Origin of the sequence: Shewanella rhizosphaerae, assembly GCF_019457655.1 — a bacterium.
GTDB lineage: Bacteria > Pseudomonadota > Gammaproteobacteria > Enterobacterales > Shewanellaceae > Shewanella > Shewanella loihica.
This window is the reverse complement of sequence record NZ_CP080420.1, coordinates 384,131-406,616: the sequence shown is the minus strand read 5'-3', so window position 1 is coordinate 406,616 and position 22,486 is coordinate 384,131. Positions and strand designations below refer to the sequence as shown.

The following is a 22,486-nucleotide window of genomic DNA, read 5'->3' as shown; positions in this document are numbered from 1 at the left end:
CCCAGGTAGCAAGATGAAACGTAACGGATTTACCCTGATTGAACTTGTCATCACTGTCATCATACTCGGCATTCTGGCCACCATTGCCCTGCCACGTTTCATCAATATCCAGTCCGATGCCCGCATCGCCGCCCTACAGGGACTCAAGAGTGAGATGAGCGGCACCCTGCCCCTAGTGTTTACTAAGGCGAGTCTGGAAAACCTGCAGACACAAGCCAGCACAAACATAAGCCTCAACGGCGATCAGGTGGAACTCGCTTATGGTTACCCGGCCGCCGACTCGGCCAACGCATGGGATCTCCTGCTCGAGGCCAGTTTTGCCGATGCCGTGTTCAACGCCGATGACCCGGCCGACTGGTACTTTCACAATAACAAAGCCGAGCCCTTTATCCGCTTCATGCACCCGAGCAAGAAGTCCAGTAGCGAGAACTGCTACCTCAAATACACACAGGCCCTGAGTACTACCCAGGGCCCAAGTTTCGAGATTGTGGATTCGGGCTGTTAACCCTATTGGCATTAGCCCTTAAGCAGCAGGTGTTGCAGCTCGGTGAGTGATGCCACCTGATAGTGGGGCGTGATCCCCTGGGGGACTGGCTGACTGGCGCGGTTGAGCCAACAGGTATCGAAGCCGGCGTTAAGCCCACCCTGAATATCCGAATGGGGATTATCTCCCACCATCAACACATGCTCTCTGGGCGGATGAGCCATCTGCGACAGGGCGTGTTCGAAGATCGCCACGTCGGGTTTAGCGACCCCCACCTCTTCCGAGATCACCACGGGCGAGAAGGCATGCAGCAAGCCGGTACGCTCCAGACGCACCGTCTGCAGGTCGGTAAAGCCATTGGTGATGATCCCCATCTTCACCTTGCCATAGAGGGCATCCACCAGCTCGGCGGCGCCGGGCAGCAGGGTACAGATATCGGCCATGGCCGTGAGAAATGCCGAATTAAGGTGCTCGGCGGTCACAGAAAGCTTCTCGGCCCAACGCTCGAAACGGGTCACTTGCAGGTGACGGGCGCTGATCTTGCCGTCTTGATAATCCACCCACAAAGGCAGATTAACCGTTTGATACTCTTCGAAATCGGCTAGGGTGAAATCCACACCGAAGCGCGAAAACATCAACTGTAATCCTTTAAAGGCGTCGAAATGAAACAGGGTTTCATCGGCGTCAAATAATATCCACTGGTACTTCATTCTCTCTCCATGGGTATGGCCTTAGGACAACAGGCAGCACTATATCAATGCCGAGCTCGGCAGAGCAAAAATATTTGCTTACGCTTCTGGGATAACACAGCAGGAACCACTTGGGCGATGCGGCGTCTGATGCTAAGACACTTTACTTTCCAAGGAGTTGGTATGCTAAAAAAAGTGATGCGACAAGTGAAACACCACCGCCAGTTCATTCTGTTTATCGGTCTGATGCTGGTCTTTCGTAGCGCGGTAGCCGACTGGAACCATGTGCCCAGCGGCTCCATGCTGCCCACCATAGTGCAGGGCGACCGCATACTGGTGAACAAGATGGCCTACGATCTGCGCCTGCCCTTCACCCATGTCAGCCTGATCAAGCTGGCCGACCCGGAGCGCGGCGACATCATCACCTTCGACTCGGCCAAGGCCAACAAGAAGCTGGTCAAACGCATCATAGGCCTGCCCGGCGACACCTTGGCGATGCGCAACAACCGCCTCTATCTCAACGGCGTGGCCCTCAACTATCGCGCCGAGCCACTGGCACTTGCAGATAATACCGAAAAAGCCTTTAGCCAAGGGAAAGAAGCCCTTAGCGATGGACAAAGAGCCTTTAGCGTTTGGCAAGAAGCCCTGCCTGGCAAGCCCCACGCCATCAGGCTGAATGACCAACCCTCGAGGCTGGCCAATTTCGGCCCGGTAACTGTCCCCGAGGGGCACTATCTGGCGCTTGGGGATAATCGCGACGCCAGCGCCGACTCACGCGTCATAGGCTTCGTTCCACGCGAAGAGATCACCGGCAAGGCCCACAGGGTAGCCTTCTCCAACGATCCCGAGCACTACTATTGGTTTAGAAGCGAGCGCTGGCTACTGCCCATCTAATAGATAAATAGAAGCGACAGAATGACAGCTACTTAATCTTGATGTAGCTGTCGCTATTCCAGTCATAGATATACTCTACCCCTTGCCATTCATATACAGTTCTGCCCTCTTTCACCCTCACCCTGGCGTTTGCGGGTAGGCTCTTAATGGCATCGCTCCGGGTAAAACTCGTGGTGACTTGCTGCGGCGGTGCGAGCGGTTTCGGCTTGCGGTATTTGCGCGGCTGGTAACGGTAGGGGTAACGCCAGCCATCACGCCAATAGCCATAGCTGCCATGGCGCCAGTAGGGAAAACCTGTGCCTATGCCGATACGCCAGCGCCAGGGATCATAGAAGTCCCTGTCCCAGTCGGGGCGATACTCCCAATCTGGGTCCACGCCAAAATCAGGATCTACCTCGAATTCATCGTCTATCTTGAGCGCCCAGGCAGAGTTAGACACGGGCGGCAAGGCCCCGAGCCAAAGCACGCCAACCAGGAGCAATAAAGGTTTCAAATCGGGCTTCATCTTGCCACCTCACTCTCAAGGGGTTTATCGCATCTTACCCTTAATTATACCCCCTGAAAATCTTGCCATGCCGGGCTCGCAAAGCCGACGCAAGCTATTTGGGAATAGCGCCCATAAATGGTATAGTGCGCGCCATATCACATTTTTCTCAACGCGAGTATTTCCAAATGAGTTTTAAGGATTTACGCAGTTTTATCGATCACCTCGAAGCCAATGGCGAACTTAAGCGTATCGCCCACCCTGTCGATCCCCATCTGGAGATGACGGAGATCGCCGATCGTGTGCTGAGAGCCAAGGGCCCGGCGCTGCTGTTTGAAAATCCTGTCGGCAAGACAATGCCTGTGCTGGCCAACTTGTTTGGCACCCCAAAACGCGTTGCCATGGCCCTGGGCAAGGAAGATCCCCTTGCCCTGCGCGATGTGGGCGAGCTGCTGGCCTTCCTAAAGGAACCTGAGCCGCCACGCGGCTTTAAAGATGCCATATCCAAGATCCCTATGTTCAAGCAGGCGCTGAACATGCCACCCAAGACGGTACGCAACGCCCCCTGCCAGGAGGTGGTGGTCAGCGGCGATGAGGTGGATCTCACCAAGCTGCCTATTCAGCACTGCTGGCCTGGCGACGTGGCCCCGCTGGTGACATGGGGATTAACCATTACCAAGGGCCCGAGGCAGAAGCGACAAAACTTAGGTATCTACCGCCAGCAGCTACTGGGCAAAAACAAGCTGATCATGCGCTGGCTGGATCATCGCGGCGGCGCGCTGGACTTCAAAGACTTTAAAGAGCAACATCCGGGCGAACGTTACCCGGTTGTGGTGGCGCTGGGCGCCGACCCCGTGACCATCTTAGGCGCCGTGACGCCTGTGCCCGACGCCATGAGCGAATATGCCTTTGCCGGCCTGCTGCGGGGCGAGCGCACCGAAGTATGTAAAGCGCTGAGCTGCGATCTTGAGGTGCCCGCCACCAGCGAGATCATCCTCGAAGGTTATATCGAACCGGGCGAGATGGCCGAAGAGGGCCCCTACGGGGATCACACGGGTTACTACAACGAAACCGACGAGTTCCCCGTGTTCACAGTGACCCATGTGAGCCATAGACGCGACGCCATCTACCACAGCACCTATACCGGCAGGCCACCCGATGAGCCCGCCATGCTGGGGGTGGCACTGAACGAGGTGTTCGTGCCTATCTTGCGTAAGCAATATCCGGAGATCGTCGACTTCTATCTGCCACCCGAAGGCTGCTCCTATCGCATGGCGGTGATCTCTATCCGCAAGCAATATCCAGGGCACGCCAAGCGGGTGATGATGGGCGCCTGGTCCTTCCTGCGCCAGTTTATGTACACCAAGTTCATCATCATAGTGGATGAGGATGTGAACTGCCGCGACTGGAACGATGTTATCTGGGCCATCACCACCCGGATGGATCCAAAGCGCGATACCGTCATGATAGACAACACCCCTATCGACTATCTGGATTTCGCCTCTCCTGTGGCCGGACTCGGCTCCAAGATGGGTATGGATGCCACCAACAAGTGGGAAGGGGAAACCAACCGCGAATGGGGCACCCCAATCGTCATGGACGAAGCGGTCAAACAGAGAATCGATGCGATCTGGGATGACCTGGGCATAGACGATGCCCCGACACTATAATCAATATCAGGCGTAAACTAATCGTCTGAATTTTAAAAATAAATCAAAGAAGTTAACCCTTTGAATACCTGAACAATTTAATCGGGTATTCAGAGGTGCTAAACCTCCACAGAGAGGGTCTGAAAGGAAAACGAATGAACACCATACGCTGTAAAGTTGAACATGTTACCGCCTTTAATGATGCCGTCTATCAGGTAGCATTAACCCCAAAAACCAGCTTCGAATTTAAGGCTGGTCAGTACCTTTGCGTCGTAATGGGTGAAAAAGATAAACGTCCCTTCTCTATCGCCTCGGCGCCAGGTAGCGAGCAGATTGAGCTGCACATTGGCGCGGCCGTCAGCGAAAGCTACCCCATGCAGGTGGTCGAACGTTTACAGCAGAGCGAATATATCGACATCGAGGCGCCGGGCGGCGAAGCCTTCCTACGCAGCGACAGCCACAGACCACGACTGCTGATCGCCGGCGGCACTGGCTTCTCCTACATCAAGAGTATCGTCGAGCAGGCGATTGCCCTGGAACAGAAGGTAGAAACCACCCTCTACTGGGGCTGCCGTAATCAGGACGCCATGTACTATGAGTCGCTGGCGCGCCAGTGGCACCAGGATCACCCCTGGCTACATTTCGTGCCCGTGGTAGAAGAATCGACGCCAGACTGGCAGGGTAAGACGGCCAACCTGTTGGCCCAGATCAAGCAAGACTATGTCAGCCTCAACGGCTACGACATCTATATCGCCGGTCGTTTCGACATGGTCGGCGCCGCCCGTGAAGTCTTCCGCGAGATCGGCGTCGAAGAGGAACACCTCTATGGCGACGCCTTCGCCTTCATCAAGTAGATCTCATCTGCGCTTAGCCCTGGTCCGCGAGGCCGGGGCTAACTTGATTCAAGCCCTATCGCTATTTGGCTAAAGCGCCACCTTCTCATATTTGGTCCAGGCCACCAGGCTGCCCAGCAGAGGCACCACCCACACCGCCGTGCCGTTGTCGGCATGAACCCGCATGTAAAACAGCTCCTCATCGCGAATGTTGTGCTTGCGGATCTCGCGATAGAAATGCATCGCCGAGGCGCTCACCACGTCGGGCATGATGAGATCTTTCTGCCTCACCTTCACATGAAACACGTCCACATCCAGTTGCCCCAGCTTCTGGCGATACTGCTCGAACTCGCCACGGATCTGATACTTAATCGGCGTGGTCAGACAGTCCTGGTCCGTGATACAGGCGCGGGAGTAAAACTTGCCGCCGAGGGGCTGCTCATACACCAGAGAGATCCCTATGTCGGCGCGCACCAACAACTCGTCGGCCACAGGAAAATAGACATCACCATTGTAGTGGTGTTCCACCAGGTCACCGCCAGCCTCGCCAGGCGGGATAAGGATGCGGTTATAGCGAATCCGCTCCTCCATCCGCTTACTCAGCTCGACAAATTCCACCATGTTGAGCCCCGCCGGGGTAAGATCGATCGCCGTCAGGTTGACTATCTTGTCGCGGCGACACTCACCGCGCTCATCCAGATCGCAGAGCGCCATCGAATAATGGTTGCCATCGGTGAAGGCAAAGCCGCCAAAATTGTTAAACCCTTGGATGCTATTGCTCTCAGGTGCGATATGCTTCTGCCACATGGAAGGGTGTAGGCTATCGACCCCCTTGGGGTTTATCAGCGTCACGGACCGTGTGGTACCACCAATATTAAGATTGATCTCATGATCCGAGGCCCATCTGGCCGCATGCTTCATCACCTGGTGATAATCACTCTGATACCAGAGGGTCGCCACTATCCCCAGCAGGATCAGAATACCGCTAACCTTGACCATAAGGGAGACATCGATGAGCGCATCTTTGATCGAGCCCGCATCGCTTACCGCCAACATGGTCACATGGGATTTAGTCGAGACATGGAGCTGATAGCCGCGCCGGGCTATGGTCTTTAACTGTATCTCGGGAAAGGGTTCCAGCTTCTTGCGCAGGGTGCTGATGCATTGAGTCAGCGAGGTTGCCGCCACCACACGATCGGGCCAACCCACCGCAATCAAGGCCTCCTTGTCGCAGATGGCATCGGGCTGCGAAAGCAGGTGAGCCAACACCGCCGACTCGGAAAAGCTCAGCCCTATCGTGGCGCCACAGGTACGATCGTGTAGTTGGTGCGCCTCATCATCGAACTCAAGATATGGCGTAATTTTTAACACCTGACACCTCAATAATTCCTAACCGTTAATTAGAAATATCTTATTGTTATCTTTGGCATTTTATTAACATCCGCCAAAAATTACCGTGACTACTCACTCAAATCCCAGGCCAGGATTTCAGGCCGCGACTCAGAGTGTGAACTAGCGCCCAAATCCCGGCTCTCTAGAAAATGCCAAGGGCTATACCAGCTTGTGAATAAACACGCGTCGCGTCCAATAGAGCAGCGACAAGAGCCAGGCAACGCCGGCACTTAGCAGCAGCGGCAGGCTCCACTCATACTGGGCCAGCGGGCCTAAGCTGCCCAGCGGGGCACTCGCACCGAGCATATTGATGGCGCGGTAGAGATCGGCCGGATTCAATAGAATAAGCAGGTTCACCAACCACTGACTGGCATAGCCAAGATCCGCCACCAAGAACAGCAACAGCAATAGATCATAGATAAGCACTAGGGCGAACCAGAGGGCTAACAGACTGCCGACGGCCCTGGCCTTCTCCGCCGACTTCAGGCTGACCAAATAACTGATGAGAATGAAGATCACCGCCAGCAGACAGCTGCTGGCGATCAGCAGCGCGAATGACGATAGAATCTCGCCCCAGGGCTCACCTCGGCCAAACAGGATCAGCATGGCGGCACTGCTTGCATAGCTACTGGCGATGGCAGTAAAGATCACCCCGCCATGGGCCAGCAACTTGCCGACGAGGATCTGCGACTTGCTCACGGGATAGGTGAGCAACAGCTGCAGGGTGCCCGCCTCCTCTTCCCCCACGAAGGCATCGTAACTGAGCAAGATGGCCGCCAGCGGAATGATAAATACCGAGATGGTGGTCAAAGAGGCCACCACACTGCTCAGGCTAGGCAGCGACAGTGTGCCGCTCACGGCACTACCGGCAAAGGTCATACAAAGGGCCAGCAGCCAGAAGATGGCAAACACCACCATGACCCAGCGATTGCGCACGCTATCCTTCATCTCCTTGGTGGCGATCACCCGAATAAGCTGGAAACTCGGCCGTTTTAGTGAGGTCGACATCATAGCTCTCCCGAGGTAAGGCTGAGCCCCAGCTCGCTCATCACCTGCATCTGCGCCATCTTGGCATGGTACACCTGGGCCAGGTCAGGAAGTGTCACCTTCACATCAAACAGCTGGCATTCTAGGGTCAGGTACTTCATCAACACCTCGCGTTGTGAGACGGGGCAAATCAGGTCGCCATCTCGATAAAAAGATTGTAATAGGGGATGGGTCTCGACCAGGCGAGCCAGAGCCGGATGAACCATGCGCACACCCAGGTCGCAACTTAGCACCAGCTCATCCAGGGTGCCGAAAGCGAGCCTCCTGCCCCGCCCCAGCACTAAAGCCAAGTCCAGCTGCGGTTCCACCAGCTGTAACTCGTGGGTGCAGACGATGGCCGTGCAGCCCTGGGCGGTCAGCTGCTTAAGCTTGTGATAGATAAACTGAGACGCCTGGGGATCCAGCCCCACGGTCGGCTCATCCAGCAAGAGCAGTCTGGGCTGCGCCAGTATTGCCTGGGCAAACCCAAGGCGCTGTTTCATCCCCTTGGAGTAGCCCTTAACCGCCTTGTGCTGGGCATAACCCAAACCAAACTCTTCCAACAATGACGTGACTGAGCGGCTAGAGACCCCTTTAAGCGCGGCGAAGTAACTCAGTACCTCATGGCCGGTCAACTTATCGTAGAAGCTGATATTTTCCGGCAGGTAGCCGATGTCTGTCGAGGCGACCTTCGATGTCTGACTCTGGGTCTGCCCCAGCACACTCACCTCCCCCTGGCTGGGATGCAGCAGGCCTAAGATCATCTTTATAAGTGTCGACTTACCCGCGCCGTTATGGCCCAGCAGCGCCATCAACTTGCCCCCGGGCAGAGAGAAGCTGAGATCGTTCAAGGCGCGCAGCTCATCGAAATAGTGGCTCACCTGCTTAAAGCTCACCGCCATCTGACTCATAATGCCTCCCAGGCGGCGGGGCCAAGATGAGGTGGCGGCGCCATCACGGGATGACTGTCGACCACGCCGACCGAATGTTCGCCTTGCAGCTGGTTATCCAGCCACTTCAATAATTTCACTAGGGGACTCTCCATCAAGAACTTCGCCTCCGGGTACAGCCAAAACAGGCGATCTAAACTGTCATTGGGCAGATGTTGACCATCACCGATACCATCGCCATCGAGATCCCAGCCCCGATAATCGCTCCAATAATTTCCCCGCCCCTGAAGACTCCACTCCACTCGCGTCTCTCCCACGTAACGCACCTGAGTGGCATTGGCCAGAAACTGGTTTTGATAGACAAGGTTGTCCTCGCCGCCGAGCGCCATGGCGATGCCGATCTGATTACCAGCGATATAGTTACCGCTGATCTGATTGCGCTTGGCGCCGTAGACAAACATCCCCTTGCCCTCGCTAAAGAGATCCCCGGCGACGCTATTGGGCATCTGGGTGGCCTCGATCTGATTGGCCTGGATCTCGGCGTCATGGGTAAGATTAAGCAGCACGCCAAACTCTTTGGCCTCGCGCACGCGATTAAACACCAAGCGTATTCCCTCTGAGTTCATCAGGGCATAGCCGCCACTGACCCGGCAGGCCAGGTTATCCATGGCCTCATCCTGCTTGGTATACATATAGTGCAGGCCGTACTGCAGCTCAGAGAGATGATTGCCATAGACACGGCTACCGACGCCAGACTCCAGGTAGATGCCATCGCGCACCGTTTTGATGCGATTGCCGCTGACATGGGGATAGTTCACCTTCAGCAGATGAATGCCATCACCGCGATCCAGCAAGAAGGCCTCGGCCTCCCCCTCAATCTGATTGTCCTTTAGCTTAAGGTCGCTCACCTCGCTGGCGTAGATCCCAAAGCCAGGACCACTGAGCTCATTGGCGACAATGGTTACCTCGTTGGCGCCAGGCAGCAGACGAATGGCGGCATCTTTCTCGTAGAGATCCCGCCCCCAGTTGCGTATCGTCAGCCGGGTAAGGGTCACGTCGGACGCGCTGACTACCAGCGCCGAGCCTGCGCCTTTGGCATCTAAGACGGCGCCTGGCTCGCCTCGCAGGGTCAGCGGTTGATTGATCTCGAAGCGCCCAAGATATCGCCCAGGCAGCACTCGTATCTCGGCGTCATTTGGTGCAGATGCCAGCGCCGTGCGCAACGACTCGCTATCGCCCACCTCTATGATCTGAGACTGATCGGCCCCCTGGGCCAAATGAGGCACTAAGCAGAGGCCTAGACTCAAGGTCAGCACCAGGCACTGCCTTAGTCGTCGCCAAAGGCTAAATGACGGCCTTAGCGACTTTCTGAGCGACTGCACGAGCGATTGCACGAGCGACAGGCACAGCCTATTTTGCCGACAGCAGCTCAAGGGTGATCTCGTCATATTCGAATACCGCACCGCCATACTGCTGGGCGAAGGCTTCGGCCGCAGCCAGAGTAGAGAAAGGCGCCAAGGCAACGCCCATCACCGCCTTGCGATTTGAGCCATAGACATACCAGGCTTTGGTGGCATCGATAAAATGCTCATCCTCCGGATGCTGCCAATCGGTCGCCGCCATATCGTGCACCCATAGCACCTCGACCTGACGGCGATTCTCGGGCTGCAGGGCAAACATAAACATATCCCGGGTCGAGCAGAACTTGGGCTGCATCTCGTTATCCTTGAGATCCAGGCTGCCCTTAGGGCCTGGGTATTGCTTCACCATCATGCCGCACATGTGGCAGCGCTCGTGGTTGCCTATCACTAAGCCGTCGTGGTTATGGGTATCGCTCTCGGCGGCGCCACAACCCGAGATAAACAAGGCGCTGATAAAGATGAAGATAAAGGCTCTCATTATGACTCCTAAGCTGGAAATCAGCCCCTGTCACCCAGGGGCTGAGCAAGATGGTCAGATAGCAAAGTTCTGACCGGCATAGAGGATAAACATCCGCAGGCACATCATGCCGCTCACGGCGCACAGGCCAGAGAGGTAGAAGGCCTGAGAGGAATGGCTAAAGCGCTCGCCGGTGGCGAAGTTCAGCAGCAAGGGGCCGCCGAATCCCACCCCCACGACACCCAGCCAGAACACCATGGACCAACTGCCGGTATGGAAGGCCTCGAAGGCGCTCTGGGCACCGGCGTTACCTGTCACCAACGACATGATGATCATGAAGAGGAACAGGGCTTCGGCAAACATGATCGGCCACTCGGCGCCGTGCAGAATCTGCATGTCGCTGCTGTGTCTGTCTTCCTTAAACAGCCCCACCGCCAGCATCTTGGCCGCCGCGGCGCCGGCCGACAGGCCAGAGGCCACAAACAGGGCAGGCAACACAGAGGTGTTGATGATGGGGAAGCGGATGAGCGCCGAGATCAAGAAGCCCGTATAGGCACATACCGCCAGCGCCAGCACCAACACCAAGGCCTCGCAGCTACGACGCCAGGGTCTGAGCTTGTCGATCAAGGGTAGCAGCGGCGCCAGCATAGGCAGACGACGTATATCCTCCTCAAGCGCAAACAGGGCGATCAAGGCCACCAGCGGAATATAGGCAGACAGGGCGATCACCCCGACCGACATCACGGAGTTGAGATTGTAGTAGACCAAGATGCGCCAGAAGAACAGCGGATTGGTCAGGTCCAGTACCAGGCAGAGCATGCCCAAGGCGATGGTGACGAAGGCGATCAGCGCCGATGCCTTGAGGAAGGGAGTATTGGCGCTCTGCTGCTTATAAAAGCGGATAAACAGGGCGACCGACAGCGCACCGCCCGAGATACCGGCGAAGAACAGGTAAACGGCGATGGGCCAAGGCCAGGCGACCCCTTCCGAGAGGCCCATGGTAAATTCGAGTGTTCCGTCCATCTCTATACCCCCAACTTAACGATAGGTATGTAACGTAGGCTCGGCTCCGTGCCCAAGTGGGCCTTGACCCGTACCGAATCCTTAACCGCCAGCAGGCGACTCACATAGGAGTTGGGGTCGTTGGCGTCGCCAAAGATCAGGGCATCGTAACGACACTCCTGCACGCAGGCGGGCAGTTCTCCCTTGGCTAACTTGCTCTGCAGACAGAAGTCGCAGTTGTCAGCCACATCCGTCTCGCTGTTGATATAGCGGGCGTTGTAGGGACAGGCGGCGATACAGTATTTACAGCCGGCGCACTTGCTGGCGTCCATGGTGACTATGCCCGTCTTGGGATCCCTATGGGCCGCGCCCGTAGGACACACAGACACACAAGGGGCGTTCTGACATTGCTGACAGGAGACCCGCACATACTTACGCTGACAGTCACAGTCTGTCTTGCCGCAGTGCGGGCAAGCCTGCCCGGCAACGGCAGATGACTGCTGCTCCAGTAACACCCGCGAACGTCCCTCGGGCAGATTATTGGCCTTGTTACAGGCCTCCTTACAGCCGCCACACCCCACACATTTGTTTTGATCGAACACCATCACATAGTGCGGTGCAGCGTCTTGCGCTGTCTGCTCCTTAACGCTGCACCCCAAGGGCGCCAACATCAAAGAGCCGGCTCCTAAGCATTTCAGGAACCTCCGTCTCTCTATATTTTCACTCACAGCATCCTCCATCCGTCGGCACGGATGCCGACCTCATTGAATCTTTCATTTTGGTGACTTTTACTCAGATGCAGTCACGGTACGGTTAGCCATCTTCTGCTCAGCGTTGACAATCGCACTGTTAATCGATGCTCGGTTTATGTTGGGGTTATCGCTGTCCAGTAACTGCCGCCAATAGACGATCGCTTGCTGAAAATCCCTATTCAGATAAGCGTGGGTCGCCATCAGCAGTAGTGACTGCACTTCCTCGGGGTCGAGCGCCAGCGCCTGAGATATCACGAGGGAGACCTCCAGGCTCATGGCGCGGTTATCACGGTAATAGAGCGCCGCCGCCTTCATGCCATACAGCTCGGCGTCGGGCGCTATTGCCAGTAATTTGTCTAAGGTCTCTACCGCCTCGCCGTAGCGTCCCCCTTCGGCGTAGGCATTGGCCAGGTTGAGCAAGGCCAGCCTGTCTAAGGGTGTGTCATCCAAGATGCGCGCATTCTTGTTGATGTCGGCGGCGATCAAATAATCGATGTTCTCGTCGATCTGGCCAGTCTGCCAGTCGTTGAAGCGGCCCAGCAGGCCATAGAGGATAAGTGGTATCAGCAGTAGCATGCCTGTCACCACAATAGGTGTCAGGGTCTGCTTCCTAGCAGGGATGGTCGCATCGCCAGCCAGGGCGTTAGCCTCTTGGATGAAATAGTGGCGCCAGATGGGCGCAATAAAACAGACCAGGGTTACCGCCATGACGAACACTAAACTATTCATAACAAGCACCTACTGCCGATAACCTAAACTAGTGGCCCATGCCCATCATGCCGCCCATGCCCATACCGCTGAGGCCCATGCCGTGGGCGTTCTCGCCGGGCGCCTCCATCTTGAGCAGCTCGACATCGAAGATCAGGGTCGAGCCAGGCGGGATCACGCCGACGACCTCCTTGCCATAGGCCAGCTCGGCAGGAATGGTCAGGCGGTAGGTAGAACCCACATTCATCAGGGCGATCCCCTCTTTCCAGCCGTCGATCACCGACAGCAGGGCGAAACGGTTGGGCTCGTCGCGCTCATAAGAGTTATCAAATTCGGTGCCGTCCAGCAGCTTACCCACGTAGTGCACAGTGACCACATCGGACTCGACCGGCTTAGGGCCGTCGCCCTGTTTGATCACCTCATATTGCAGACCTGACTCGGTCACCTTGACCCCAGGTTTGGCCTGGTTGGCCGCTAGGTAGGCCTGGCCCTCGGCCTGATGCTTGCTGGCTAAGGCTTCAAGCTTGGCGGCCTTGGCGTTGTTGAGCCACTCGGCGCGGGCGTTGAGATGAGTCAGTATCTCTTCGTTGGACATCTTGCCCTCACCCTTGAGGGCGTCGATCACCCCCTGGATCACGGTATCGACCTTGACCTGAGCGCCCAGGTCGACCTGGTTATAGATCTTGCCCGAGATGTAATGACCGACAGAGGCCCCCAATGCATAGGAGGCATCTTCGACCTCCTGGGGCGACTCGCTTGCCGTGGCAAAGAATGACCAGGTGCAGGCCAGGGCTAAGGTGGTGACACGACAAGATTTCAGTAGGTTCGCTTTCATATTCACACTCTCAATCATCTATTGCTCAAAAGATCTATCATTCAAAATGCCTAATATTCAAAGTCTTAGGCAAAATTCTGTTTATTATGGTTTTTCAATACTTCTACCCGACAGGCGCCAGCCATAGATGCCATCGTGCATCTGCATCACATTGGTGTAGCCCAGCTTCATCACCTGATGAGCCGCGATCTCGCTGGCATTGCAGAGGCGATTGGCACAATAAAACACCATGCGCGCCGCCTTATCCTCGGGCAGCAGGGTTTTCCAGTTATCGACATTGAAGTAGACGGCTCCAGGGATATAACCCTCGGCCCACAGCTCCAGGGTGTTGACGTCGAAGAAGTAGACATCTTTCTGAGCCAGCAGGGCCTCGGCCTCGGCTAGACTGATGGTATGCAGGCTATGCTCGTATCTGTGCGCCGGTGCCATCTCGGCGCCGCCGCCCGCCAAGCTGCACAGCGGGGTTAACCCTAGCAGCAGAGCCAGTGATAGCCCTAGTTTGGATTTCATCTTCTCTCTCCTCTAATACCCGGCGCCGGAAAGGCGCCGGGTGGTTAGTGATTGACCTAGATATCTCAAGATGTCAGAGACTTAGTTGGCCTTGGCCGAATAGCCGCTGCCGTCTAAGATCTTCTGCGCCTGAGTCACATAGGTGAGGGCAGCATCGAGACGTTTCTGGCTGTAACGGAAGCCATGGACACCCCAAGAGCCGTCTTGCTTGATCAGATCCACTGTGGCCTGGGCCTTCTCGGCCAGCATCAGCACCTGAGTCTTGTCTTCGGTAGACAACTTAGTGACCTCGAGCAGCTGATCGATACGCACCAGCGCCTGCTCAACCTGACCGAAGACCTCTTTAATAGGCTTCTGCCACTTCATCACTTCACCGTAGATCTCCAGCTGATCCTTGTAGTGCAGGCCAGTCTCGAGTTCAGACTGGAACTGGCTATGACAACCCTTGTTTTCCACTACGTCGTGATCTGAGATAGAGGTGCGGGCACAAGACCACATGAGGTCCAGATAGGTACGACCCTCTTCGTTCTTGGCCACGGTCCAGCCCTTGGCACCCTTAGGTCCTTGGATCCTTGGCTGACCTTCTGGCGGGTTGAGTGTCTTACGCTCAGGGTCGACATCGATCTTCCACATGTGCGACTTACGCACCGCATCGAAGCCAGCCTGATCGGGGAACTGCATCGCCTTGAAGTTTTCACAGCTGCCCATGTTAGGCATGTGACAACTCTGACAGGTCTGGTTGGCGTGGGTGTCTGTGTTGCTGGCAATCACAGTCTGCGCCTCGTGGCAGTCTTTACAGTCTGTCTTCAACTTAGGCTTAGTGATGCCTGACATCCAGGTACCGTCTGTAACCTCGTGAGGATCGTGACAGGTGGTACAACGCATCCCTTTCTCGTAGTGCGCCGAGCCATACATCTGCGAGCCCTCGGTACCACAAGAAGGACAGAGCGACTTCATCTTCACGCCGAAGGCCAGCTCTGGTTTTTCCTGAGCAGCAGGGGTTTCGGCCATAGCAGGGTCGTACTGAAAGCGTTGGTGACAGCGTTCGCAGTTAGACTGCATGCCGCCGGTACCACCATCTAAGTGGCCGCCAGCGCCGTGACACTCTTCACAGGCGATCCCTTTACTTATGGTGTGTTCCTGCAGTTTCTTCGGATCGCCCAGGGCGTCGAAGTATTCCTGCTTGGTCTTAAAGTCGAACTTGAAGGTATGACATACCTCACAGTAGGAGCTGGCGGGTTGGAACAGCATCTCTTTACGATACTTGGCGCCATAGGAGCTCATGCCCCACTGGTGAGAGCCTGAACCACCATAGGCTTCCAGGGTCGTTGGGAACTCAGGGATCACGGCATTGATCTTCTTGGCCATATCGGGAGTCAGCCACTCGGCCCAGCCACGTGAAAACTGGTTGGCACCGGCCACCATCTTGCCCGTGCCATCCTTAAGCAAACCACCCTCGATATGGTATGAACCGCGTACTAACCAGGCATCGATGAAACCATACTTGGTTCTGGGTGTACCCACGGTCGCATAGATCACATCCGGCGTGATGCCGTCGGGTAGAATAGAGGTGTCCTTAGTGCCGTACATTGTCTTGTTGAGATCGTTATCCACCTCGGGATGATCCCCGGGGAAACGGATCGTCTTGGCGTGGCGTGAACGGCTCCACTTCTCATATTGAGTCGCGTGACACTCGGCGCACTTTTCTGGGCCGACGAAGTTGTTGGGATAATCCAGAATCGACTTGGCGCCAAGGCGGTACTGTACCGCTCTGGGTTTACCCGCCTTCTTGCTGTATTCGGGGCTGTGGCCGGTGTCCAGATACTCCTCGCCCCGGTCACTGATGTGATAGTCGCCGACCAGATTGCCCGCTTCCTGATATTTGAACATAGGGTGGTTTTCAAACAGGAAATCAAACAGCTCGGCTTCTTGAACAATATAGTCTTGCAGGGTTTTAACACCATTAACCTGTTCCGTGCCCTGATAGTTTGCTATCGCCTCTTTGGCGGTCTTGCCCATCTCGGGCACGCTGTTGTATTTACCACCAGCGGCATTCACATTGGCAATGGCACCGAAACAAAATAGCGCACTTAAGGCTACCTTGTGTTTCCATCGTCTCATCATTCACTCCTAAATATTTTTAGTTTTATCTGTTTATGTTTAATTCCAAATCAGCTCATCCTTTTCGCTGGCGGGAATTAATTGGAATAAACCTAATCGTTAACCGAACGACTTATACAACTGAGCAATTTCAGTATTTTTCACAGACAAAGAAGAAAAAAGTTGAGCTGGCGCACACGGAATTTTTCGTGAGTTGTGAACAGATATAAAATCAATTTAAACAAAATCTTACGTTGTATCTATGTGTGATTTTTTAGTTTTAAAAGCGGCATTTTTAGATCTCAAAAAAGCTCAAGCGGCTTTTTGAGTTATGAAAAATATTGAGCGGGAAAACAGCTAAAAAAGACCCTGCGATAGCTCACAGAATACGCTTGGGAATTCGCCTAAGGTGAGGCCAAAACAGAGACAGACCAGGCTTATCCATCACCAGCAAATAGATGAGTAGCTTGGTCCCCTTGGCTGAAGGCGAGACCATGACAGCGGAAATTGGCTTACTACTTCTTATTATCTCCTTGACCCTATGTTTACTCACGGCCATGAGCCCTGTCATGCCTGCCTGCGGGGTCAAACTCAGGCTTAAGCCTTACCAGCCCCTCTTTATTCGCCTTAATAGTCTGGCCCAGATGACAAGCCTGTTTATCCTGGCCTATCTGTTTCTCAGCAACGATTTTTCCGTGGCCTATGTGGCCAACAACTCCAACACCCAGCTGGCCAGCCTCTATAAGCTAGCTGCCGTCTGGGGGGGGCACGAAGGCTCTATGCTGTTCTGGGTCGCCGTCATGGGGATCTGGAGCAGTGTGATTAGCCTAAATCACGGCAAAGCCCCATTTTTTCACTACCTCCACGGCGTACTGGGCGCCATCCAGGCCGGATTAATCGCCTTCTTACTCATAGGATCGAATCCCTTCGCCAGGCTCCTACCCGGCATCCCGGTGGAGGGGCGGGATCTCAACCCCATACTGCAGGACATAGGCTTGATTCTGCATCCGCCGCTACTCTTTATCGGCTATGTGGGACTGGCGGTCTGTTTCGCCGCCGCCATCGCCGCCCTGCTGGATAACAGTCAGCCGCTGAAACAGCACTGCCGCTTGATGCGCCCCTGGGCGATACTGGCCTGGGCCATGTTGACCGGCGGCAACGCCTTCGGCTCCTGGTGGGCCTACAACGAGCTGGGCTGGGGCGGATGGTGGTTCTGGGACCCGGTGGAAAATGCCTCCTTTATTCCCTGGCTGGTTGCCACGGCTCTGATGCACTCATTAATCTTGGGCGAGCGTCGAGACAGGTTTCATGGCACTAGCCTGTTTCTGGCAATCTTAGGCTTCAGTCTCTGCCTGCTGGGCACCTTCCTGGTGCGCTCTGGCGTGGTGCAGTCGGTTCACGCCTTCGCCGCCGATCCCCTGCGCGGTGGCGCCATGTTGACCCTATTTGCCCTGGTCTCTATCTGCGGCTTTACCCTGCTACTGCACCGCCTCCCCAGGCTGCACAGACAGATAGATGGCAATATGCTGAGCCGGGAAAGTCTGATGCAGCTGGGCAACCTCTTATTGCTGGTCGCCGCCATCTCCATCTTGCTGGGCAGCTGCTATCCATTGCTCTATGAGGTAGCAAGCGGTCAGAACATCTCGGTAGGCGCCCCCTACTTTAATAGCCTCTTCATCCCGCTGACCTGGCTTATCTGTCTGGTCATGGGCGCCGCGCCTTTGATGCGCTGGCAAGTATCAAACCCTAGCATGCTAAGACAGTTAACGGCGCTGGCAGCTATCTGCCTGTTTATCAGCCTCGCTCTCAATACTCTGCTGCTGACAGAGTTTGCTGCCCACTTCCTGCTTGGCAGCTTCGCCTGCCTCTGGCTGCTTGGCTGTACTGGGCTCTATCTGCATAAACGCCTGGCGACGTTCACAGGCCCTGGGAATAACAGGCGCTACTACGCCATGTGCTTTGCTCACCTGGCTGTGGCCCTGAGCATACTTGGGGCCACCTGCTCCAGCTATTTTCAACAGGAGGAGCTACTCAGAATGGGGCCGGGCCAAGGCAAGGAGGTGGCGGGCTATACCTTTATCTACCGGGCGACCGAAACCGTTTCCCACACCAGCTACAGTGCGCTTCAGGCCAAGATAGAGGTGAGAGACAGACGCGAGCAGCATCTTGCCTATCTCTATCCCCAGCGTCAGACCTTTAACAGCAACGCGATGCAGATCTCCGCCGCCGGGATCCATCGCAGCCTGTTTGCCGATCTCTATATCTCCATGGGCAATAGGCTGAGCGAGGAGGAGTTTCTGATCCGCATCAGCTACAAACCCCTGATTGGCTGGATCTGGATAGGCAGCCTCATCATGATGTTTGCCGGCCTGAGCCTGCTGCTGCCACGCAAGGTGCGCCAACTGTCTCGGGCGCCCTCGGCGCAACTGGCGGTGAAAGGAGCCTGAAGATGAAAGGATATTGGATATTACTCTTGCTCGCACTCGCCTGTTTCCTTGGACCGACTCGAGCACAAGCCCAGGTGCTAGCAGAAACAGATGGAAGCCCTCAATGGCGCACGCCCGCTCAACTTAAGCATCAGGCGATAGCGATCGCCTCTGGCCTGCGCTGCCCCATGTCCACCAATCAGAGCCTGCAGGACTCCCAGAGCCCGATCGCCAACGAGCTCAAGGCGGAGATCTATCTGCAGCTGCAACAGGGCAAGACGAGCGATGAGATAGTCGACTTCATGGTGGTCCGCTACGGCGAGCGTATCCGCTATATGCCCACCCTAAGTGCCGGCACCGCCCTGCTGTTCTTCGCGCCGCTGTGCCTGCTGGCTCTAGCGATATTCTGGTATTTCAGGCAGATAGCTGGCGCCGCATCCTTTAACACCTCTCAGGAAGATAGATCATGAGAAAACCACGACTTGCCCTGCTAAGCCTCGCCCTGTCCGCGCTAACTTTAATGACACCGACGAGCAACGCCCTGGCCGTGATGCCGAGCGCCAAGGTGTATGACACGGGAGAGAACCTGCCTAAGCCGATGATCATGTCGCGCTTCGTGGAGATGACCAGCGCCCGGAAGGTCGATGAGGCGACCTTCGAGAATCTCAGCGGCCAGCAGGTCAGGCTAAGCGACTACCGGGGCAAGCTGGTCTTAATCAATCTGTGGGCCACCTGGTGCGCCCCTTGCATCAAGGAGATCCCCATGATGGATAAGATAAGACGGGACAATCTCGACAAAGATCTTGTAGTCTTGCCCCTGTCCATCGACGAGGCCCATGATGAGGTGGGCGCCTTTCTGGCTCGCCACCAGTTGGCGGGATACCCCACGCTGATCGATCCTCAACGGCAAGTGGAAAAGATGCTGCCGGCGAACATAGTGCCCGCCACCTACGCCTTCGACGGCGAGGGGAATTTAATCGGATTTTTAAGAGGTTATCTAGACTGGGGCGATAAGGCGGTACAGCCCTATCTGGAACAACTTACCGCCAAATATGCCAAGCCGAACAAAGCACAACATCTTCATTAAGCAATGGCGCCCTTAGGCGCCACCCACCATCACTTTATTGCTCCCGCCCGGCACGACGCCAGTGATTTCGCCGGGCGGATTTTTTTACGCTTCCAATACTAAGCCAGGCGGCTCAGGCGGAAAACCTAAGCCACAGCCTCCACGGCTTCACTCTCATCGAGCCGCTCGATCTTGATGTCATAGTAGGCATAGGCCGCGCTGACGAAAGGACAGATGAGGTTAAAGAAGGCGAAAGGCAGATAGGCAATGGTCGCCACGCCTAAGGTGCTGGCCATGTAGGCGCCGCAGGTGTTCCAGGGCACTAATGGGCTGGTGATGGTTGCTGAATCTTCCAGAGCGCGGCTCAGGTTAACCGGCGCCAGACCATGCTTTTCATACTCGACCTTGAGCATACGACCCGGCAGCAAGATGGCAATAAACTGATCGCCTGTGATCAAGTTGGCGCCGATGCAGCTCGCCAGGGTAGTGATGATCAGGCTACCGCTGGATTTCACCAGGCGCAGCACGCCTTGCAGCAGACGCTGTAGCAGACCTGTCTTTTCCATCACACCGCCGAAGGCCATGGCGCAGAGGATCAACCAGACGGTATTGACCATGCTGCTCATGCCGCCGCGACTCAGCAGGCTGTCGAGCGTCTTATCACCCGTGTTAGCAGTGTAGCCATCAAACATGGCGACCCAGATCCCCTTCACCAAGGCGACCATTGTCGGCAGGCTGTCGTCGTTGACGAACTTGATCACCCCGTCGAACTGAAACAGTGCCGCGCAGATGGCGCCGGCCAAGGTACCCAGAATCACGGTCGGGAAGGCGGGTAACTTCTTGTAGGCCAGCACTAACACCACCAGCAGGGGCAGTAGCAGATGCAGGCCGGGATGATACTGGGTCTCGATGCGTGCCATGGTCGCGGCTAGATCCGTCGCCACGCCGCTGCTATCGCTGTTAAGGCCGATAAACAGGAAGCCTATCAGGGCAAGTAATATGCTCGGAGTCGTGGTCCAGACCATGTGGCGAATATGGCCAAACAGCTCGCTACCGGCGACCGCGGGCGCCAGGTTAGTGGTGTCGGACATGGGCGACATCTTGTCACCAAAGTAGGCGCCGCTGATGATGGCACCGGCGGTGATCTCGACGCTGAGCCCCATGGCACCGGCGACACCGATTAGCGCGATGCCTAAGGTGCCGGCGACCGTCCAGGAGCTACCAATACTCAGGGCCACCACGGCGCACAGTAGGCAGGAGGCGGCATAGAAATAATCTGGGTTTAAGATCTTCATACCATAGAAGATCATGGTGGGCACGGTACCGGCCAAGATCCAGGTGCCGATCAGGGAACCGACCGAAAACAGGATCAACAGGGCGCCTGTGGCCAGCGAGACACTCTTGACGATACCCGCCTCCATCTCCTTCCAGCTATAGCCGTTCTTCACCCCGATAACCAGAGTGATACAGGCCGCCATGATCAGGGCGATCTGGTTGGCGCCATAGGAGCTGTCGGACGAGAAGAGATACACAGAGGCCGTTAACATACAGACCAGGGCGATAATGGGGATCAGGGCATCTAATAGCGTCGGCTGCTTGTGGCGTTTAGCGGACGCGGGACTCGAATCTCTGCCAGGCTGTTCTGGCGACTGCTGATGAGAGGTCATGGGTAATCCTTATTATAATTATGGGGTTTCCTATTCTTCTCCCCGGCGATCAAACCAGTCATTTGAACTATGAATGGGCCGTTTCATCGCCAGACGGGTCAAACATAGTTACACATTTTTAACAATCCAGTCCAGACCGGGCGGGCATATCGACGCCATGAGACCATAGCGCTTATGTCCCATAAAGCGTACAAATTCACCAAGAGCGGCCTTTAGAGACTGGTTATGCAGGATATCCACATATATCCCTGGCTTGCGCCACAGGAAAAAAGTCACCCAGATTGCAGGTAATCCCCTATTCTCGCGGTCGTATGCCTTTAACCCAGCCGATACAAGGGAGCTAACTTTCAATTAGCGACCGGTTAAATTAAAATTGCCGCCACGCATATAGACATTCAAGACCCATAAGGCTCACAGATGAAACTGACCGCACTCGATCAGCCCCTTTACGACCACCTCTACCGTGACATCCACCAGTTCCGCTCCACCTTCGATCTGCCTATCGAAGATGAGACCAGCCTGGATGAGCAGGCCGATACCCTGCACACCTCGCTCGCCATCGAGGAGTTGACCGAGCTGGCCGAGGCCGATAGCCGCGTCGAGCAGGCCGATGCTATTGTCGATTCTGTCTATGTACTCATGGGCCGCCTGGTGCATCTCGGCGCCACGCAGATGAGTGACCGCTTGGAGATCAGCTATGTGATCGATCTACTGCTGCATGTCGCCAAGAACCGCGACATCGACTTCGTCCGCTGCTGGGACGAGGTGCATTCGAGCAACATGAGTAAGGTGTGCCGTAACGAGCAGGAACTGGAAGAGACCATAGCCCACTATGCCAAGCAGGGCGTGGAGATCGTCGGCAGCCGCAAGGGCGACTTCATCATCGCCAAGTGCGCCAAGGATGTGGAGATGGCCGGTAAGGTGGTGCGTCAGGGCAAGGTACTCAAGTCTGTCTACTATCGCCCGGCCGATCTGGCCAAGCTGGTCACCGCCTAACTTACTGTAGGTGGCTCGCAGGGTTAACACCTTGTTGCCAAGCGCAGAAAATTTCTGCAATTTAGCGACAAATGTGTGAAGCCCTGCGCTAAGCTATCGACCATGGCGTGATCCAGTTAACAGCTCGCCGCATTCGCGCTACTCTCGGTGCAACTTAGATGATTGAATAGCATCAGAATGAAATGAATTCTCAATTCTGGTTTTT

Annotated in this window: 22 protein-coding genes; 8 read left to right on the top strand and 14 right to left on the bottom strand. The window is 55.7% G+C overall.

The genetic code is table 11. The features are described from left to right. Positions 1-13 precede the first annotated feature (13 nt). On the top strand, positions 14-505 hold the full coding sequence (locus K0I63_RS01860; RefSeq protein WP_220082335.1) for a type IV pilin protein: 492 nt from the start codon (positions 14-16) through the stop codon (positions 503-505). A gap of 11 nt (positions 506-516) precedes the next feature. Here the strand turns inward: K0I63_RS01860 and yjjG are convergent, their stop codons facing one another. Continuing rightward, positions 517-1,194: a pyrimidine 5'-nucleotidase gene (gene yjjG / locus K0I63_RS01855; protein WP_220082334.1), complete on the bottom strand. Its 678-nt coding sequence runs from the start codon at positions 1,192-1,194 to the stop codon at positions 517-519. Positions 1,195-1,356: 162 nt separating this feature from the next. Between yjjG and lepB the strand changes: the two genes are divergently transcribed. Further along, a complete protein-coding gene (gene lepB, locus K0I63_RS01850; protein WP_220082333.1) occupies positions 1,357-2,067 on the top strand; it encodes a signal peptidase I in 711 nt (236 codons plus the stop codon). A gap of 28 nt (positions 2,068-2,095) precedes the next feature. Here the strand turns inward: lepB and K0I63_RS01845 are convergent, their stop codons facing one another. After that, a complete protein-coding gene (locus tag K0I63_RS01845) occupies positions 2,096-2,572 on the bottom strand; it encodes a hypothetical protein (protein WP_220082332.1) in 477 nt (158 codons plus the stop codon). 167 nt (positions 2,573-2,739) lie between these two features. On the opposite strand from K0I63_RS01845, the gene ubiD reads away from it, so the two are divergent. Both ubiD and fre read left to right on the top strand, forming a co-directional pair. Continuing rightward, a complete protein-coding gene (ubiD, locus tag K0I63_RS01840; RefSeq protein ID WP_144200074.1) occupies positions 2,740-4,221 on the top strand; it encodes a 4-hydroxy-3-polyprenylbenzoate decarboxylase in 1,482 nt (493 codons plus the stop codon). A gap of 134 nt (positions 4,222-4,355) precedes the next feature. Beyond that, positions 4,356-5,054 carry an NAD(P)H-flavin reductase gene (gene fre, locus K0I63_RS01835; protein WP_220082331.1) on the top strand — a complete coding sequence of 233 codons (699 nt, stop codon included), beginning with the start codon at positions 4,356-4,358 and terminating at the stop codon, positions 5,052-5,054. 69 nt (positions 5,055-5,123) lie between these two features. On the opposite strand, the gene K0I63_RS01830 is transcribed toward fre, so the two are convergent. The 11 genes from K0I63_RS01830 to K0I63_RS01780 form a co-directional block, all read right to left on the bottom strand. Then, on the bottom strand, positions 5,124-6,404 hold the full coding sequence (locus tag K0I63_RS01830; protein ID WP_220082330.1) for a winged helix-turn-helix domain-containing protein: 1,281 nt from the start codon (positions 6,402-6,404) through the stop codon (positions 5,124-5,126). Positions 6,405-6,584: 180 nt separating this feature from the next. Continuing rightward, a complete protein-coding gene (locus tag K0I63_RS01825) occupies positions 6,585-7,436 on the bottom strand; it encodes an ABC transporter permease (RefSeq protein WP_220082329.1) in 852 nt (283 codons plus the stop codon). After that, on the bottom strand, positions 7,433-8,362 hold the full coding sequence (locus tag K0I63_RS01820) for an ABC transporter ATP-binding protein (protein WP_220082328.1): 930 nt from the start codon (positions 8,360-8,362) through the stop codon (positions 7,433-7,435). The genes K0I63_RS01825 and K0I63_RS01820 overlap by 4 nt, the downstream gene beginning before the upstream one ends. Continuing rightward, entirely contained in the window at positions 8,359-9,657 is a 1,299-nt protein-coding gene (gene nosD / locus K0I63_RS01815) for a nitrous oxide reductase family maturation protein NosD (protein ID WP_258406922.1), read from the bottom strand. Before nosD ends, K0I63_RS01820 begins: the two co-directional genes overlap by 4 nt. A gap of 94 nt (positions 9,658-9,751) precedes the next feature. Further along, complete coding sequence (locus tag K0I63_RS01810; protein ID WP_220082326.1) at positions 9,752-10,240, bottom strand: nitrous oxide reductase accessory protein NosL; 489 nt, start codon at positions 10,238-10,240, stop codon at positions 9,752-9,754. Positions 10,241-10,294: 54 nt separating this feature from the next. Next, positions 10,295-11,242 carry an NrfD/PsrC family molybdoenzyme membrane anchor subunit gene (gene nrfD / locus K0I63_RS01805; protein ID WP_220082325.1) on the bottom strand — a complete coding sequence of 316 codons (948 nt, stop codon included), beginning with the start codon at positions 11,240-11,242 and terminating at the stop codon, positions 10,295-10,297. 2 nt (positions 11,243-11,244) lie between these two features. Next, a complete protein-coding gene (locus K0I63_RS01800; RefSeq protein WP_220082324.1) occupies positions 11,245-11,949 on the bottom strand; it encodes a 4Fe-4S dicluster domain-containing protein in 705 nt (234 codons plus the stop codon). Positions 11,950-12,009: 60 nt separating this feature from the next. Further along, positions 12,010-12,702 carry a tetratricopeptide repeat protein gene (locus K0I63_RS01795; protein WP_220082323.1) on the bottom strand — a complete coding sequence of 231 codons (693 nt, stop codon included), beginning with the start codon at positions 12,700-12,702 and terminating at the stop codon, positions 12,010-12,012. 28 nt (positions 12,703-12,730) lie between these two features. Continuing rightward, positions 12,731-13,516, bottom strand: coding sequence for an FKBP-type peptidyl-prolyl cis-trans isomerase (locus K0I63_RS01790; RefSeq protein ID WP_258406155.1), 786 nt, complete (start codon positions 13,514-13,516; stop codon positions 12,731-12,733). Between the two features lie 84 nt (positions 13,517-13,600). Next, entirely contained in the window at positions 13,601-14,026 is a 426-nt protein-coding gene (locus K0I63_RS01785; protein WP_011864155.1) for a rhodanese-like domain-containing protein, read from the bottom strand. An 81-nt stretch (positions 14,027-14,107) separates the two neighbouring features. Further along, on the bottom strand, positions 14,108-16,147 hold the full coding sequence (locus K0I63_RS01780; protein ID WP_220083356.1) for a cytochrome c3 family protein: 2,040 nt from the start codon (positions 16,145-16,147) through the stop codon (positions 14,108-14,110). Between the two features lie 473 nt (positions 16,148-16,620). On the opposite strand from K0I63_RS01780, the gene K0I63_RS01775 reads away from it, so the two are divergent. The 3 genes from K0I63_RS01775 to K0I63_RS01765 are packed head-to-tail and all read left to right on the top strand — an operon-like array spanning position 16,621 to position 19,639. Further along, entirely contained in the window at positions 16,621-18,573 is a 1,953-nt protein-coding gene (locus K0I63_RS01775) for a heme lyase CcmF/NrfE family subunit (protein WP_258406921.1), read from the top strand. A 2-nt stretch (positions 18,574-18,575) separates the two neighbouring features. Then, positions 18,576-19,022: a cytochrome c-type biogenesis protein gene (locus K0I63_RS01770; protein WP_220082321.1), complete on the top strand. Its 447-nt coding sequence runs from the start codon at positions 18,576-18,578 to the stop codon at positions 19,020-19,022. Further along, complete coding sequence (locus K0I63_RS01765; RefSeq protein WP_220082320.1) at positions 19,019-19,639, top strand: TlpA family protein disulfide reductase; 621 nt, start codon at positions 19,019-19,021, stop codon at positions 19,637-19,639. The genes K0I63_RS01770 and K0I63_RS01765 overlap by 4 nt, the downstream gene beginning before the upstream one ends. A gap of 125 nt (positions 19,640-19,764) precedes the next feature. Here K0I63_RS01765 and nhaC read toward each other — a convergent pair whose 3' ends face one another. Then, positions 19,765-21,285 (bottom strand): Na+/H+ antiporter NhaC, encoded by a 1,521-nt coding sequence (gene nhaC, locus K0I63_RS01760; RefSeq protein WP_220082319.1) that lies wholly within the window; start codon positions 21,283-21,285, stop codon positions 19,765-19,767. Positions 21,286-21,702: 417 nt separating this feature from the next. On the opposite strand from nhaC, the gene K0I63_RS01755 reads away from it, so the two are divergent. Beyond that, on the top strand, positions 21,703-22,281 hold the full coding sequence (locus tag K0I63_RS01755; RefSeq protein ID WP_220082318.1) for a nucleoside triphosphate pyrophosphohydrolase family protein: 579 nt from the start codon (positions 21,703-21,705) through the stop codon (positions 22,279-22,281). Positions 22,282-22,486: the final 205 nt, after the last annotated feature.

Coding starts and splice junctions, on each gene's coding strand:
- K0I63_RS01860 (WP_220082335.1), top strand. CDS start 14: ATGAAACGTAACGGATTTACCCTGATTGAACTTGTCATCACTGTCATC.
- yjjG (WP_220082334.1), bottom strand. CDS start 1,194: ATGAAGTACCAGTGGATATTATTTGACGCCGATGAAACCCTGTTTCAT.
- lepB (WP_220082333.1), top strand. CDS start 1,357: ATGCTAAAAAAAGTGATGCGACAAGTGAAACACCACCGCCAGTTCATT.
- K0I63_RS01845 (WP_220082332.1), bottom strand. CDS start 2,572: ATGAAGCCCGATTTGAAACCTTTATTGCTCCTGGTTGGCGTGCTTTGG.
- ubiD (WP_144200074.1), top strand. CDS start 2,740: ATGAGTTTTAAGGATTTACGCAGTTTTATCGATCACCTCGAAGCCAAT.
- fre (WP_220082331.1), top strand. CDS start 4,356: ATGAACACCATACGCTGTAAAGTTGAACATGTTACCGCCTTTAATGAT.
- K0I63_RS01825 (WP_220082329.1), bottom strand. CDS start 7,436: ATGATGTCGACCTCACTAAAACGGCCGAGTTTCCAGCTTATTCGGGTG.
- K0I63_RS01820 (WP_220082328.1), bottom strand. CDS start 8,362: ATGAGTCAGATGGCGGTGAGCTTTAAGCAGGTGAGCCACTATTTCGAT.
- K0I63_RS01810 (WP_220082326.1), bottom strand. CDS start 10,240: ATGAGAGCCTTTATCTTCATCTTTATCAGCGCCTTGTTTATCTCGGGT.
- nrfD (WP_220082325.1), bottom strand. CDS start 11,242: ATGGACGGAACACTCGAATTTACCATGGGCCTCTCGGAAGGGGTCGCC.
- K0I63_RS01795 (WP_220082323.1), bottom strand. CDS start 12,702: ATGAATAGTTTAGTGTTCGTCATGGCGGTAACCCTGGTCTGTTTTATT.
- K0I63_RS01790 (WP_258406155.1), bottom strand. CDS start 13,516: ATGAAAGCGAACCTACTGAAATCTTGTCGTGTCACCACCTTAGCCCTG.
- K0I63_RS01785 (WP_011864155.1), bottom strand. CDS start 14,026: ATGAAATCCAAACTAGGGCTATCACTGGCTCTGCTGCTAGGGTTAACC.
- K0I63_RS01780 (WP_220083356.1), bottom strand. CDS start 16,147: ATGAGACGATGGAAACACAAGGTAGCCTTAAGTGCGCTATTTTGTTTC.
- K0I63_RS01775 (WP_258406921.1), top strand. CDS start 16,621: ATGACAGCGGAAATTGGCTTACTACTTCTTATTATCTCCTTGACCCTA.
- K0I63_RS01770 (WP_220082321.1), top strand. CDS start 18,576: ATGAAAGGATATTGGATATTACTCTTGCTCGCACTCGCCTGTTTCCTT.
- K0I63_RS01765 (WP_220082320.1), top strand. CDS start 19,019: ATGAGAAAACCACGACTTGCCCTGCTAAGCCTCGCCCTGTCCGCGCTA.
- nhaC (WP_220082319.1), bottom strand. CDS start 21,285: ATGACCTCTCATCAGCAGTCGCCAGAACAGCCTGGCAGAGATTCGAGT.
- K0I63_RS01755 (WP_220082318.1), top strand. CDS start 21,703: ATGAAACTGACCGCACTCGATCAGCCCCTTTACGACCACCTCTACCGT.